The following is a 13,466-nucleotide window of genomic DNA, read 5'->3' as shown; positions in this document are numbered from 1 at the left end:
GCCGAACCGGTTCCGGGAAGCCGGAACCGCCCCTAGTCCAGGTTGATCGAGGCGGCGTAGACCAGCACCGCCAAACACATGGCGGCCATCGCCACCATGGCGATCCACGACAGGTTGTGGTTGGCCTGGGGGGCCATGCGGGGCGGGGTGGAGGCGGAATCGTTCTTGACGCTCATCGGGGTACCTTTGGGGCGCGCACAAAGGGGCATCCTAGCGTAAACGCTGTCGCTGAATCTTCTTACAAGTTGGTCAGGCTTGCGCCGCGCTCACAATTTTCCGCGCAGTTCCGACTTGCTGTAGTTGCTGAAGTGGCCTTCGCGTGCCGCCTGTGAGCGGGCGGCGCCGATCGCCGCCTTGGTCTTGCCGTGGACGGTGGCGGCCGACATCTGGCGTTCCATCGCGCTGCTGCCGCAAGACGGGCAGACGGGGGTTTCGTCGCCGCGCACCAGCGTCTCGAACACGCTGTCGCAGCCTGAGCAATGGTAGGTGAAGAACGGCATGGGGGCCTCGCGGTCAAAACGTCTGCCCACATTGGTATCATTTTTATGAAGTGATGAAAATATGGGCGGCGGGCATGCCGCCGCCCCGGAAACGTCATGGCCGGAACGCCATGTATTAGGCCGCCAGCTTGGCCTGAAGCGCCTCGATGGCGGTCAGCGAGTTGAAGTTGTCGATGGAGATGGCGCCGGGCGGCACCGACTTGCCCAGGGCGCGCTCGATGGCCTCGATGATCTGCATCAGGCCCAGGCTGTCGATCATGCCGCCGGTCAGCAATTCCTCGCTGGCGGCGATGGTGTCGGAGTCGAGGCCGGGAACCGGAGTCAGCTCCTGGATCAGGGCGATCAGGGAATCACGGGAAAGGCTCATGGTCTGGGTCTCCTTGTTCAGGCGGATTGTTTCAAGGGATGGTCGAGGTTCAGCAGGCGCTGGATGGTGCCGTAATCGGTCTTGCCGTTGGCGGTGCGGGGGAACGCATCGGGCCAGTAATGCACCTTGGCCGGCACCATGTAGTTGGCGACGCGCGAGCGCAGGAAACGGGTGACCTCGTCCTCGCTCAGGCTTTGCGCGTCGTCGCGCAGAGCCACCGCCAGATGGATGGCCTCGGGCTTGTCGTCGGACTTGACGCACACCGCCACCGCATCGTCGACGAATGGCAATTGCTTGGTGACGTCCTCGATCTCGGTCGGGCTGATGCGGAAGCCGTTGATCTTGAGCTGGCGGTCGCGGCGGCTTTCGAACCACAAGATGCCGTCGTTGTCCTGGCGGGCCAGATCGCCGGTGAAGCACACCTTTTCGCCGGCCTGCACGTCGGGCAGCCATTCGGGCGCCGGGCGGAAACGGTCGCACGGCGTCTCGGGCGGCGCGCCGAAATATCCCTGGGCGACGGTGGGGCCGCGATGGACGATCTCGCCCACCTCGCCCGGCCGGCACGGCAAGCCGTCGGCGCCGACCAACAGCACCTGGGCTCCCGGCACGGCGACGCCGATGGCGCCCATCTTGGACTCGAACAGATGCGGCGGCAGATAGGCCGAGCGCAAGGTCTCGGTGGTGCCGTACATCAGGTAGACGTCGGTCTGTTCGATCTGGGCGCGAACCTCGGCCAGCACGCTGGAGGGGCAATGGCCGCCGGCGTTGGTGACGTAGCGCAGGCTGAATTCGCTGGACGCGATGCCCACGCCCGGCAGGGCACGGGTGAAATCGCGCCAGAAATTGGGAATACCGGCCAGTCCGGTGACGGAATGCTGGGCCAGTTCACGGATGACGTCGCCCATCAGCACCGATTGCGAGATGCGGTAGCAGCCGCCGCAATGGACCATGGACAAAAGCTGGTTGAGACCATAGCCGAAGGCCAGGGGCAGGATCGCCAGCACCCGGTCGCCGGGACGGTTGCCGAGATAGCGCACGGTGCTTTCGGTCCAGCGCAGCAGGCTGGCGTTGGAATGCATCACGCCCTTGGGCTGGCCCGACGATCCCGAGGTGAAGATGATGGCGCCCAGGTCCAGTACCGACGGTGTCGGCGGCGTCACCCGGATCGACGGCGGGGCGATCTGCAACAGGTCTTCCATGACCACGACGCCGCCGGGCGGGGCGACATAGTCGCCGCACGCGGTCATCTGTGCCGCCATGGTCTTGCCGGTGACGAAGAACGCGGGACGCAGATAACGCAGGGCATAGGCCACCTGGGCCGGCTTCCACAATCGGTTGAGCGAGGCGAACACCGCGCGGCAGGCCGACAGCGCGAACAACAGCGCCGGTTCGTGGACGTCGCGGCCGACCATCACCGCCACCCGGTCGCCGGGCTGGACGCCGCGGGCCAGCAGTTTGTCGCGCAGGTCGTTCACCTGGGACAGCATCTGGGCGTAGGTGACGACGGTCTGGCCGTGCTCGACGGCCGGGGCGTGGGGATGCAGCGAGGCCGTCTCGGCCAGCACTTCATAGAGATTACGCGAAGACATGGGGGGAATTCTCCGTCGTAGGGCTTAGAGGCCGATGGCCTTGCCGAGAAGGGCGAAAGAGGTGGAGATGGGGGCCAGTCCGTGCAGGCTGGTGAAGGCGCCGGTGCACAGCACCCAGGCCAGGGTCAGGGCGTTGGCCGCCAGCACGTAACCCCGGTGGGTGGTGTCGACGAACTTCAACTGCTGGCGCCGGAAGCGGTCCCAATAGCGGTAGATCGTGACGCCGAGCGCGTGCCACATGCCCCACAGGATCCAGTGCGGGCTGGCGGCGTGCCACACGCCCATCACGAAGAAGGACGAGAACAGCGCCACGTTGGGCCGCCGGGTGCGGGCCAGCACCGGCATGTAGACGTAGGATTGGCACCATTGGGCCAGGCTGATGTGCCAGCGCCGCCAGTAATCGGACATGTTGGTGGCCAGGAACGGGAAGGCGAAGTTCTCGACGATCTTGAACCCGAACAGCCGCGACAGGCCGATGGCCAGGTCGGAATAGCCCGAGAAGTCGCAATAAAGGATCAGATAGGTGACCAGCAGATAGCGCCAGGTGTCGATCACGCCCAGGCTGTCGACGCCGACCGCCACCGCGTCCGGGGTCTGGCCCAGGCCGTAAAGGGTCGGCAACAGGGTCTTGGAGATGAAGAACACCTTGACCAATCCCCACAGCACCCGGTTGGCGCCCATGGTCAGGTCGTCGGCGCCGACATGTTCGGCCCGGCCCTTCAGGAAGTGATCGACGCGCTCGATGGGGCCGGCGATCCAGATGGGGAAGAAAAAGGCGTACAGGAAGTATTCCGCGGCGGTCATCTTCGGCAGCATGCCGCGGTCGAATTCCACCAGGACGTGGATCAGCCGGAACGACAGGAAGCTGATGCCCAGGGGGAAACCGATGGTGGCCACCCAGCCGTCGCCGCCGGTCGGCAGATACTTGAACAGCGCCAGGTTGACGACGATCGCCGCCACCGCGGCCCAGATCAGCGTCTTGCGGGCCCGGCCGTCAAGGCGTTCGGCCCCCTGGAGCACCAGATGGACGGCGACCACCAGGGCGGCCAGCCAGGTGCCGCCCAGCGGGTTGAGATAAAGGATCAGCGCCAGCGACAGCGCGGCCAGGACCAGGGCGCGGACTTGCGAGCCCAGGCGCAGGTTGGCGCCGGCGAACAGGGGCACCAGCCCCCAGAAGGTGAGAGAGGCGAACATGGGTCTAGAACCCCTGATACTTGAAGATGGCGGCGCCCGAGCTCAGCGTCAGCATGGCGGCGGCGGAGAGGAACACGGCCCCACCCAGGGCAAGACCGGTCAGGAAGTGCTTGAAGGTGGTCATCACAATGTCTCCGCGATGTCGTCCAGGAAGGCGTCGGTGAAGATCTCCTTGCCGCGCTGCGACGACAGATGCGACCAGTCGAAGAAATGTTCCTCGGCCAACAGCTTGCGGGGGTTGCTGTTGACGTAGGTGCAGCCTTCCTCGGCGCAGAACTTGCGCATGTTGGCGATGTGGGCGGGATAGAAGTCCGGGCCGGTGGCCTCGGCCAGGGCGCGCGGGTTCAGCGGGATTTCCAGCAACACCACGTTCCACGGCAGGTGGTTGTCCTTGATCCAGCGCACGATGCGGCGGTAAGGCGCGATGTTGGCCGTGAAGTTGCGGTCGTAGCCGGACAGGCGCTGGGCCAGGATGCGGGTGTCCTTGTCCCATTCCTCGGCGTCCTGGTGGCCGCGTCCGAGATAGGTCTGCTCGTCGTTGACCGGTTTGGTGCCGGTCAGCAGATTGGCGACGAAGCTGGGGGCGCGCACCACATAGAATTGCAGGTTGTCCAGCAGGTAGACGCCGCGCTGTGCCGGCACCTTGAGGCCCAGGGCCTCGGCCTCGCGGCGGATGCCGTCGTTCATGAAGGCCAGGCGGGGGTGGTCGAGCAGTTTCTGCAACTCGCCGCCCGAGGCGGACATGCGCGACGGGCTGACCGCCAGGACCAAGGTGCCCTTGGCCTGGGGCGCCGCCTCGAAAATCAGGCCGGCGGCTTCCAGCGGCGATTGGCCGCCGGTGGACAGGTTGACCACCGGCATCTCGCGGCCCAGCCGCTGACGAAGGCGGTGTTCGATGTCGCCGGCCGGAAGCAGTCCCTCGCGCATGGCGGCGGTGCCAACCAGCACCATGGTCGGGCGACCCTGGGCGATGGCGCCGACGCGCTGGGCGGCGGTCGAGGCGAAAGCGTAGTCGTCGATGGCGTTGCGCGGCCAAAAGGCCGTGCCGGCGCCTTGAGCGAGGTAGCGGGAATCGATGGTTATCGCGGCGGCGGCGGTCAGCGCCGCCACGGTGGCGATTGCGGTCGCCACCACCACGCGCGACCGCAGCGCGGTCGCGAAGAAGCCGGTCAGTGCCTTGCCGGCGGGATGAGTACCAAAATAGGGGGCGTTCATTGCGCACTCCTGTGCGTAACGTTGGATGCAAAAGCACTGGCCCGAGCAGACTTTCCCTGCCGGTGCACACTCTTCAAATCGTTGTTGGTTCAGCCCGATAGCCCGATTCTTCGGGGATCGTCGGTGGCTGGGCGAATATGTATAGGGTGTTTAACCGATAGTCAAATACAATTTTAGCGAATATCGACAAAAGTATATTCGATCTTATGAATGCATAATTCTGTATACAATTCCCCTTTTACGGGATGCCATGGGCATGGCGAGCCGCAGGCGTCAAAAGAGCCTGGAATCCGGCGTTTCATGCCAACAATGAACGGCGTGTCGTGTTTTCGCCTCAGGCGGCGGTCTTGGGCTGGTACACCATGAACGCCACCCTGGCCGCGCCATAGGTGCGTTCATCCTCGAGGGCGAAACCCTCGGGCAGCGACAGGCTCTCCCGTGCCGCCACCTCGACCACCGCCAGCGCCGCGGGCGCCAGCCAGCCCTTGGCCGCCAGGGCGGCAAGACAGGGGGTGGACAGGTTCTTGTCGTAAGGCGCGTCCAACAGCACCAGATTGCAGGGGTGGATCGCCGGCGGCGGCTTGGTGGCGTCGGCGCGGAGGATGGTGGCGCGCGCCTCCTCACGCAATTCGGCGACATTGGCCTTGATGGCCGCCAGGGCGGATGGGTGCTTTTCCAGGAACCAGACATGGCCGGCGCCGCGCGACAACGCCTCGAGCCCCAGCGCCCCGGACCCGGCGAAAGCGTCCAGGACGCAGGCGCCCTCCAACTCCACCAGGGCGGAATGGGCCAGGATGTTGAACAGCGATTCGCGGGCGCGGTCCGAGGTCGGCCGGGTCACCCGGCCGTCGGGTGCGGTCAGCCGCCGGCCCTTATGGCTTCCGCCGACGATCCGCACGGGGCCCCCTCTTCTCTTCGGCGAAGGGGCGGTCCTTGCCGCCTTCGGTGCGGGTGCGGCCGCCCTTGCGGGCACCGGGGGCGTGGGGCAGTTCGGGATGCTCGTCGGCCTGGACCTTGGCCCATTTGCCCTGTTCCAGGCCCAATTGCTCCTTGAACACCTTGGCCGGCACTTCCTCGGCCGCGCCTTCCTCAAGGCTGCCCAACTGGAATGGGCCATAGGCGACACGGATCAGTCGCAGCACCGGCCAGCCCAGGTGTTCGAACACCCGGCGGACCTCGCGGTTCTTGCCTTCGCGGATCGAGACGGTGACCCAGGCGTTGGCGCCTTTCTGGCGATCCAGAAGGGCCTTGATCGAACCATAGCGCACGCCGTCGATGGTGATGCCCTTTTCCAGTTCCAGCAGACGTTCGGGATCGACCTCGCCATGCACGCGCACGCGATACCGGCGGATCCACGAATTGCTGGGCAGTTCCAACTTGCGCGCCAGTTCGCCATCGTTGGTGAGCAACAGCAACCCCTCGGACGCATAATCCAGCCGTCCCACCGAGATGACGCGCGGCATGCCCTCGGGCAGGCGTTCGAACACGGTGGGGCGCCCTTCCGGGTCCTTGTGGGTGGTCATCAGCCCGGCGGGCTTGTGATAGCGCCAGACGCGGGTGCGTTCCGGTTCGGCGATGGGTTTGCCGTCCACCACGATCAGGTCGTTGGCCTGGACCACGCAGGCCGGGGTGTCGAGCGTGCGGCCGTTGACCTTGACCCGGCCCTCGGCGATCCAGCGCTCGGCGTCGCGGCGCGAACACAATCCGGCACGGGCCAGACGCTTGGCGATGCGTTCACCTTTTTCGGGGGCACCTTTTTCGGCGGTTTTTTCTTCAGTCATGGCGGCAGGCCTCGATGAAAGCGGTGAACAGCGCGGCATCCGCCGTACTGACGTGGAATTCCGGGTGCCATTGCACGCCGATACAGAACGTTCTGGCCGGGACCTCGATGCCTTCGACCACGCCGTCGGGGGCGTGGGCGTTGGCCACGCAGCCGTCGCCCAATTGCGCGATCGCCTGATGATGGCTGCTGTTGACCTTCAGGCGCAAGCACCCAGCCAGCCGCGACAGGTGGGTTCCGGGAACCAGCGCCACGTCGTGGCCGGGGCGGTCGCGCGGGGTGGGCTGTTCGTGGGCAAGCGCGTCTGGGACCGCGTCGGGGATGTGCTGGATCAGGGTTCCGCCCAAGACGACGTTCAGCAATTGCATGCCGCCGCAAATGCCCAGGACCGGCAGGTCGCGCTGCAACGCGCCCCTCAGGACCGCCAGTTCGAATTGGGTGCGGCGTCTTTTCACCGTCACCGACGGATGGCGGGCGTCCGCGCCGAACAGGGCGGGATCGACGTCGAAGGCGCCGCCGGTCAGCACCAGGCCGTCGATCCGCTCAAGATAGGCTTCGGCCAGATCGGGTTCGTGCGGCAGGGCCAGCGGCAATCCGCCGGCCGCCGTCACCGCGTCGGCGTAGTTGCGTCTGAGCGCATACCAGGGAAAGGCGGAATATCCGCCGGCGTCCTCGCAATCGAGGGTGACGCCGATGGCGGGGCGGGATGTCATGCGGGAGTCCTCTCGGGTGCCGGCGCTTTCCTATAGAGCCCTGTCACCGCGTCCGCAATGTGTTAGATCAGAACCATGAGCGATTTCATGGAACACGCCCTGGAGCAAGCCCGTGCCGCCGCCCGTCGCGGCGAGGTGCCGGTGGGGGCCGTCCTGGTGCGCGACGGCCGGGTGGTCGCCGCCGCCGGCAATCGGGTCGAGGAACTGGCCGACCCCACCGCGCACGCCGAAATCCTGGTTCTGCGGGCCGCCGCCGCCCAGGCCGGCTCGCCGCGTCTGGGCGATTGCGATCTTTACGTCACCTTGGAGCCGTGCCCCATGTGCGCGGCGGCGATCTCGTTCGCCCGCCTGAAACGGGTGTATTTCGGGGCCTACGACCCCAAGGGCGGCGGTGTCGAGCACGGTCCCCGGATTTTCGACCACGCCACCTGCCACCATCGTCCCGAAGTGGTGGGGGGAATCAGGGAAAGCGAATGCGCAACCCTGCTGCGCGCGTTCTTTCAGGAACGGCGCTAGACATCGAATTAGAAAAATCTTATGGAATGGCCAACCTGTTTGCAGAATGGAGCATCTTCCCATGTCTCATGATTGGCCGGCTCTGGCAAAGGAGCTGTCGGGTGTTCTTGGTCAGCTGCGCGGCGGTATCCCCGACGTGATGAAGGGCTTTTCCGCCATGGCCAAGGCCGCCGGCACCGACGGCGCGCTGGATGCCAAGACCAAGGAACTGGTGGCCATGGGCATCGCCATCGCCTGTCGCTGCGACGGCTGCATCGCCTTTCACAGCAAGACCGCCATCGACCTGGGCACCACCCGCGAGGAACTGATGGAAGTGGCCGGCATGGCCGTGTACATGGGCGGCGGTCCGTCGCTGATGTACGCCGCCCTGGCGCTCCAGGCCTATGACCAGCACATGGCGGCCAAGAACGCCTGAGCCTTTATGACCGACACGGATGGACACGGATAAACACGGATCGTTCCTGTCCGTGTGCGCCGCAGGCGCCCGTGTCCATCCGTGTCAAAAACAAAACACCCCTGGCCGCATCCGCAGCCGGGGGTGTTTGTTTAAAACCGTCCTTACGCCTGGTCGAACAGGGCGGTGGACAGGTAGCGTTCGGCGAAGCTGGGGATGATGGCGACGATCAGCTTGCCGGCGTTCTCGGGGCGCGAGCCCAGTTCGATGGCGGCGGCCAGGGCGGCGCCCGACGAAATGCCGACCGGAATGCCCTCCAGCTTGGCGGCCTTGCGCGCGGTGGCGAAGGCGGTTTCGTTGCCGATCTGAAGAATCTCGTCAACCACGCCCTTGTCCAGGATGTCGGGGACGAAGCCGGCACCGATGCCCTGAATCTTGTGCGGGCCAGGGGCGCCGCCCGACAATACCGGGCTGTCCTCGGGCTCGACCGCCACCACCTTGAGGCCGGGCTTCTTGGCCTTCAGCGCCCGGCCGATGCCGGTGATGGTGCCGCCGGTGCCGACGCCCGACACCAGGATGTCGATCTTGCCGTCGGTGTCGTTCCAGATTTCCTGGGCGGTGGTGCGTTCGTGGATGGCCGGGTTGGCGGGATTCTTGAACTGCTGAAGGATCACCGCGCCGGGGATTTCGCCCTGAAGACGCTCGGCCTCCTTGACCGCGCCGGTCATGCCCTTGGATGCCGGGGTCAGCACGATCTCGGCGCCCAGATGGGTCAGCATCTTGCGCCGCTCCAGCGACATGCTTTCCGGCATGGTCAGGATCAGGCGATAGCCCTTGGCGGCGGCGACGAAGGCCAGCGCGATGCCGGTATTGCCCGAGGTCGGCTCGACGATGGTGGCGCCGGGAGTCAGCGCGCCGGCCTGTTCCGCCGCTTCGACCATGGCGAAGCCGATGCGGTCCTTGACCGAGGCCAGCGGGTTGAAGAACTCAAGCTTGCCGACGATGTCGGCCTGGGAACCGGCTTCGGCGCCCAGCTTCTTGAAGCGCACCAGCGGCGTGGCGCCGATGGTGTCGATGATGGAGTCGTAGATGCGACCGCGAAACTCGCTCATGTCAATTCCCCGCGTTTGAGGTGTAATTCACACATTAAATACAGTTTACACCATCAAAACGCGGGAGCAAGACTCAGATGATGAAATCCAACTTGGCATGGGCTTCCGATGGGATGCCCGACTTGTAGGAGCGCATGCACAGATCGTCGATGGTGATGGCATCCAGCCGGGTCATGATTTCCTCGGCCAAATCGGCCCACATGGGGCGGATGACGTTCTTGCCCAATTCCGACGCGGGCATGTCCTCGTACGGGTCCTCGGGGGTTTCCATGGCGCGGACCACCCGCACGATCTCGCCCACCGAGATACGGCGGCGTTCCCGCGCCAGCCGATAGCCGCCGCGCGGGCCGCGCACGCCGACCAACAGGCCCGACCGCACCAATTGTTGCAAGGTCTGTTCGAGATAGCGGCGCGGGATGCCCTGACGCCGGGTGATCTCGCGGCTCTGCACCGGTTCGCCGCCGGCGTGGTAGGCGATGTCCAGCACCGCCTCGATGGCGAACAGCATCTTTTTCGACGGACGCAGCATGGACATGGCGGTTCTCCCTTACGCCTTGCCGGTGCCGGTGGAGCCGAAGCCGCCGGCGCCGCGTTCGCTGGCCGGCAGTTCCTCGACCTCGGCCAGCGCCGCCTGGACCACCGGGGCCACCACCATCTGGGCGATGCGCATGCCGCGGCTGATGGTGAAGGCGGCGTCGCCGTGGTTGATCAGAATGACGCCGATCTCGCCGCGATAATCGGCGTCGATGGTGCCGGGCGCGTTGAGTACGGTGATGCCGTGCTTGGCCGCCAGACCGGAACGCGGCCGCACCTGGGCCTCGGTGCCGGGCGGCAAGGCGATGGCGAAACCGGTGGGGATCAGCGCCCGCTTGCCCGGTGCCAGGGTGATGTCGGCCGGAATGCAGGCCGACAGGTCCATGCCGGCGGCGTGCTCGGTCTCGTAACGGGGCAGCGCCAGGTCGGCGGCGTGGGGCAACCGCTGGATGGCGACGGTCACGGTCATTCTTGTTCTCCTTTGTGGCCCCCAAGGGCGTCGACGATGCGCCAGGCCAGCCGTTCCGCCACGTCCGCCTTGGAGGCGCGCGGCCACGGTTCGGTCCCGGCACGGGTGATCAGGTGCACGGTGTTGAAGTCGCCGCCGAAGGTGCCGGTGGCCGGCGAGACGTCGTTGGCGACGATCCAGTCGCAGCCCTTGCGCTCCAGCTTGGCGCCGGCATGCTCCAGGACCCTTTCGGTTTCGGCGGCGAAGCCCACCACCAGATGCGGTCTGGCGCCGCCGCTTTCGGACAATGTCGCCAGGATGTCGGGATTGGGCGCCAGTTCGATGGCGGGGGGCGGTGCCCCGGCCTCCTTCTTGCGCTTTTCCTTGGAGGCGTTGGACACCGTCCAGTCGGCGACGGCCGCGGCGCACACCGCCACGTCCACCGGCAGCCGGCCCAGGCAGGCCCCCAGCATCTCGCGCGCGGTCTCCACGTGGACGGTGGTTACCCCGGCCGGGTCGGTCAGCCTGACCGGGCCGGTGACCAAGGTGACCTCGGCCCCCAGCCGAGCCAGGGCGCTGGCGATGGCGTGGCCTTGCTTGCCCGAGGAACGGTTGCCGATGAACCGCACCGGGTCGATGGGCTCGAAGGTCGGGCCGCTGGTGACCAGCGCCTTGACCCCCCTCAGCGGTCCGGCGGCCAGCAGGCCTTCGACCAGGGCCAGGATCTCGCTCGGTTCGGCCATGCGGCCCATGCCCGCCTCGCCCTCGGCCAGCATGCCGGAATTGGGGCCGACCGTGCGCACGCCGCGGGCCTTCAGCGCCGCCAGATTGGCCTGGGTCGCCGGGTTCTCCCACATGCGGAAATTCATGGCCGGCGCCAGCACGACCGGCTGGTCGGTGACCAAAAGCGCGGTCGAGGCCAGATCGTCGGCCAGTCCGGTCGTCATCTTGGCGATCAAATTGGCGGTGGCCGGGGCCACCACCACCATGTCGCAATCGCGTGCCAGGGTGATGTGGCCGATCTCGTGCTCGTCGGTCAGGGAAAAGGTGTCGGAAAACACCTTCTCGCCCGACAGGGTCTGCACCGAGAGTGGTGTCACGAAGTTCTGGGCGTTCTTGGTCAGGACGCAGCGCACGGCGGCGCCGCGTTCACGCAGGCGGCGGATCAGGTCCAGCGTCTTGTACGCGGCGATGCCGCCCGAGATGACCAAAAGGATGCGCTTGCCGTCGAGCACTGGAAATACCCCGGAAATTACGGGCCGTGAGGTGTGGTTAACCTAAAGCCCGTCCGGGGATATGGCAAGTGCTCGGTGTCATTCACCTTCTGCGTGGGCACCTTCCGCGTGGGCACCTTCCGCGTGAGCCGCCGCTCAGGCGGCGGCCCGGACGCTTTCCTCGCGGATCGGCAGGTGAACCAGGGTGGCGAAGACGCCGGCGGCCACGGTCGCCATCCACATCACGTCATAGGACAAGGTGGCGTCATAGACGATGCCGCCCAGCCAGGCCCCCAGGAAACTGCCGATCTGATGGGAAAAGAACACCACGCCGAACAGCATGCCGATATAGCGCGGCCCGAACAGCCCGGCGATCAGGCCGGTGGTCGGCGGCACCGTGGACAGCCACAGCAGCCCCATGACGGCGGCATAGGTCAAAAGGGCGATTTCCGTCTTGGGTCCCATGACGAAGGCGAAGGTGGCGACGGCGCGGGCCAGGTAGATGCCCGACAACAGGTATTTCGGGCGTACCCGCAATCGTCCCGCCATATAGGTGCCAAGAACGTTGAAGCCGCCGATGACCAGCAACGCGGTGGCGCCGGCCCCCTTGGTCATGCCGCACAGCGCCAGATACCCCGGCAGATGCACGCCGATGAACGCCAGTTGGAAACCACAGACGAAGAAACCGGCGGTCAACAGACGATAGCCGTTGTGGTTCAGCGCCTCGCGCAACGCCTCGCCGATGCTTTGCGGGTGGTGGACGATGGCCGCCGCCGCGGCCCGCGCCGCCGTTTCCCCCTTGTGCAGCATCAGCGCCAGCGGAATGGTCGCCAGCGAGAAACAGGCCAGCACCCATACCGCCGTGGTGGCGCCCAAATTGGCGATCATGCCCTGGGACACCGGGATCAGGGCCATCATGCCCAGCGATCCCAGCGCCGAGCCGGTACCCATGGCGGTGGTGCGGTATTGCGGCGCCACCGCGCGGCCGACCGGCCCCAGCACCACCGAGTAAGAGGTCGCCGACAGCCCGAACCCGGCCACCAGCCCCAGGCCGACCACACTGGCCCATTCGCTTCCGGTGGCCACCAGCATCATGCCCAGGCCGAAGGCCAAGGCGCCCATGGCGGCGACGCGGGCGGCGCCCCAACGGTCGGCGGCGGCGCCGGTGAACGGCTGGAACGCCCCCCAGAACAAATTATGCAGCGCCACCGCGAACGAGAACGTCGCCAGCGGCCAGCCGCGATCCGCCGACAACGGCCCGATCAGCAACCCTTGGGCCTGACGCGAGCCCATGGAGACGCTCATCATCACGCAACCGGCGACGAAGATGGTAAGGATCGAGGGCGTGAGCCAGGGGGGGCGACGCATGGGATGGGTCCGTTGCAAAAGATGGAAGCTTTAGCCTAAGTGGGCGGCGACCGGCGGCGCAAACCAGTTCTGGTGGCCTGTTTCCTTAGAATTTCTAACCGCTGACAGCGGCGCAGTCTCGGGTTATTCTAAATTTTGGTAGCCCCCAGCCGAAGGTCGCGCCCATGGCTTCCACCGTTCGTCTGATGCCTTGTCATGATCCCCACTGGCGCGAGAAGCTGGAGCGGCTGCAACGCCGCCATACCGAGCTTTTGGCCCGTGACGGTCTGTTGACCATCGACGAGCAGCGCGAGGTGATGGGCTTGCGCGCCGCCATGGATCAGGCGCTCAATTCGCGGTTCCGCACCACCGTCGAATATCGTGACTTTTATTTCGACCGGGCACGCCAGCTTCTCGACGACGAAGGCATCGACATGGACTTGCCCGAGGTGGCGCCCGACGCCACCGTCGAGGAAATCGACCGTGTGCTGGGGTTGGTGTGGGCGGCGGTGGAAGTGACCAATTCCGAGACGTTCTGACCGG

Annotated in this window: 17 protein-coding genes; 3 read left to right on the top strand and 14 right to left on the bottom strand. The window is 66.1% G+C overall.

Features of this window, described 5'->3' with window-relative positions:
* Positions 1-32 precede the first annotated feature (32 nt).
* From G4223_RS19385 to G4223_RS19345, 9 genes are all read right to left on the bottom strand, one after another.
* A complete protein-coding gene (locus G4223_RS19385; RefSeq protein WP_163683140.1) occupies positions 33-176 on the bottom strand; it encodes a hypothetical protein in 144 nt (47 codons plus the stop codon).
* Between the two features lie 90 nt (positions 177-266).
* Positions 267-530, bottom strand: coding sequence for an FmdB family zinc ribbon protein (locus tag G4223_RS19380; RefSeq protein WP_338086941.1), 264 nt, complete (start codon positions 528-530; stop codon positions 267-269).
* A gap of 85 nt (positions 531-615) precedes the next feature.
* Positions 616-867 (bottom strand): acyl carrier protein, encoded by a 252-nt coding sequence (locus G4223_RS19375; RefSeq protein WP_163683138.1) that lies wholly within the window; start codon positions 865-867, stop codon positions 616-618.
* Positions 868-884: 17 nt separating this feature from the next.
* Complete coding sequence (locus G4223_RS19370; RefSeq protein ID WP_163683135.1) at positions 885-2,456, bottom strand: AMP-binding protein; 1,572 nt, start codon at positions 2,454-2,456, stop codon at positions 885-887.
* Positions 2,457-2,480: 24 nt separating this feature from the next.
* Complete coding sequence (locus tag G4223_RS19365) at positions 2,481-3,650, bottom strand: MBOAT family protein (RefSeq protein ID WP_163683133.1); 1,170 nt, start codon at positions 3,648-3,650, stop codon at positions 2,481-2,483.
* A 123-nt stretch (positions 3,651-3,773) separates the two neighbouring features.
* Positions 3,774-4,865, bottom strand: coding sequence for a hypothetical protein (locus G4223_RS19360; RefSeq protein ID WP_163683131.1), 1,092 nt, complete (start codon positions 4,863-4,865; stop codon positions 3,774-3,776).
* Positions 4,866-5,199: 334 nt separating this feature from the next.
* Complete coding sequence (gene rsmD, locus G4223_RS19355) at positions 5,200-5,763, bottom strand: 16S rRNA (guanine(966)-N(2))-methyltransferase RsmD (RefSeq protein ID WP_163683130.1); 564 nt, start codon at positions 5,761-5,763, stop codon at positions 5,200-5,202.
* Positions 5,738-6,646, bottom strand: a complete 909-nt coding sequence (locus tag G4223_RS19350) for a pseudouridine synthase (RefSeq protein ID WP_163683128.1) — start codon at positions 6,644-6,646, stop codon at positions 5,738-5,740. The genes rsmD and G4223_RS19350 overlap by 26 nt, the downstream gene beginning before the upstream one ends.
* Positions 6,639-7,358 carry a gamma-glutamyl-gamma-aminobutyrate hydrolase family protein gene (locus G4223_RS19345; protein WP_163683126.1) on the bottom strand — a complete coding sequence of 240 codons (720 nt, stop codon included), beginning with the start codon at positions 7,356-7,358 and terminating at the stop codon, positions 6,639-6,641. Before G4223_RS19345 ends, G4223_RS19350 begins: the two co-directional genes overlap by 8 nt.
* Before the next feature lie 75 nt (positions 7,359-7,433).
* Here G4223_RS19345 and G4223_RS19340 point away from each other — a divergent pair, with 75 nt between their 5' ends.
* Positions 7,434-7,874 carry a nucleoside deaminase gene (locus G4223_RS19340; protein WP_163683124.1) on the top strand — a complete coding sequence of 147 codons (441 nt, stop codon included), beginning with the start codon at positions 7,434-7,436 and terminating at the stop codon, positions 7,872-7,874.
* A gap of 61 nt (positions 7,875-7,935) precedes the next feature.
* Positions 7,936-8,289 carry a carboxymuconolactone decarboxylase family protein gene (locus G4223_RS19335; RefSeq protein WP_163683122.1) on the top strand — a complete coding sequence of 118 codons (354 nt, stop codon included), beginning with the start codon at positions 7,936-7,938 and terminating at the stop codon, positions 8,287-8,289.
* 143 nt (positions 8,290-8,432) lie between these two features.
* Here G4223_RS19335 and cysK read toward each other — a convergent pair whose 3' ends face one another.
* The 5 genes from cysK to G4223_RS19310 all read right to left on the bottom strand — a co-directional run bounded on the left by cysK (position 8,433) and on the right by G4223_RS19310 (position 12,944).
* Positions 8,433-9,380, bottom strand: coding sequence for a cysteine synthase A (gene cysK / locus G4223_RS19330; protein WP_205762586.1), 948 nt, complete (start codon positions 9,378-9,380; stop codon positions 8,433-8,435).
* A gap of 73 nt (positions 9,381-9,453) precedes the next feature.
* Positions 9,454-9,909: an RrF2 family transcriptional regulator gene (locus G4223_RS19325; protein ID WP_163683222.1), complete on the bottom strand. Its 456-nt coding sequence runs from the start codon at positions 9,907-9,909 to the stop codon at positions 9,454-9,456.
* Between the two features lie 18 nt (positions 9,910-9,927).
* On the bottom strand, positions 9,928-10,383 hold the full coding sequence (gene dut, locus G4223_RS19320) for a dUTP diphosphatase (RefSeq protein WP_163683120.1): 456 nt from the start codon (positions 10,381-10,383) through the stop codon (positions 9,928-9,930).
* Positions 10,380-11,597 (bottom strand): bifunctional phosphopantothenoylcysteine decarboxylase/phosphopantothenate--cysteine ligase CoaBC, encoded by a 1,218-nt coding sequence (gene coaBC, locus G4223_RS19315; RefSeq protein WP_163683118.1) that lies wholly within the window; start codon positions 11,595-11,597, stop codon positions 10,380-10,382. Before coaBC ends, dut begins: the two co-directional genes overlap by 4 nt.
* Positions 11,598-11,732: 135 nt before the next feature.
* Positions 11,733-12,944, bottom strand: coding sequence for an MFS transporter (locus G4223_RS19310; RefSeq protein WP_163683116.1), 1,212 nt, complete (start codon positions 12,942-12,944; stop codon positions 11,733-11,735).
* Between the two features lie 164 nt (positions 12,945-13,108).
* Here G4223_RS19310 and G4223_RS19305 point away from each other — a divergent pair, with 164 nt between their 5' ends.
* A complete protein-coding gene (locus G4223_RS19305; RefSeq protein ID WP_163683114.1) occupies positions 13,109-13,462 on the top strand; it encodes a hypothetical protein in 354 nt (117 codons plus the stop codon).
* Positions 13,463-13,466: the final 4 nt, after the last annotated feature.

Origin of the sequence: Magnetospirillum aberrantis SpK, assembly GCF_011022235.1 — a bacterium.
GTDB classification, from domain to species: Bacteria; Pseudomonadota; Alphaproteobacteria; order Rhodospirillales; family Magnetospirillaceae; genus Magnetospirillum; species Magnetospirillum aberrantis.
The sequence above is the reverse complement of the archived record's forward strand: the minus strand, read 5'-3'. Positions and strand labels throughout refer to the sequence as shown.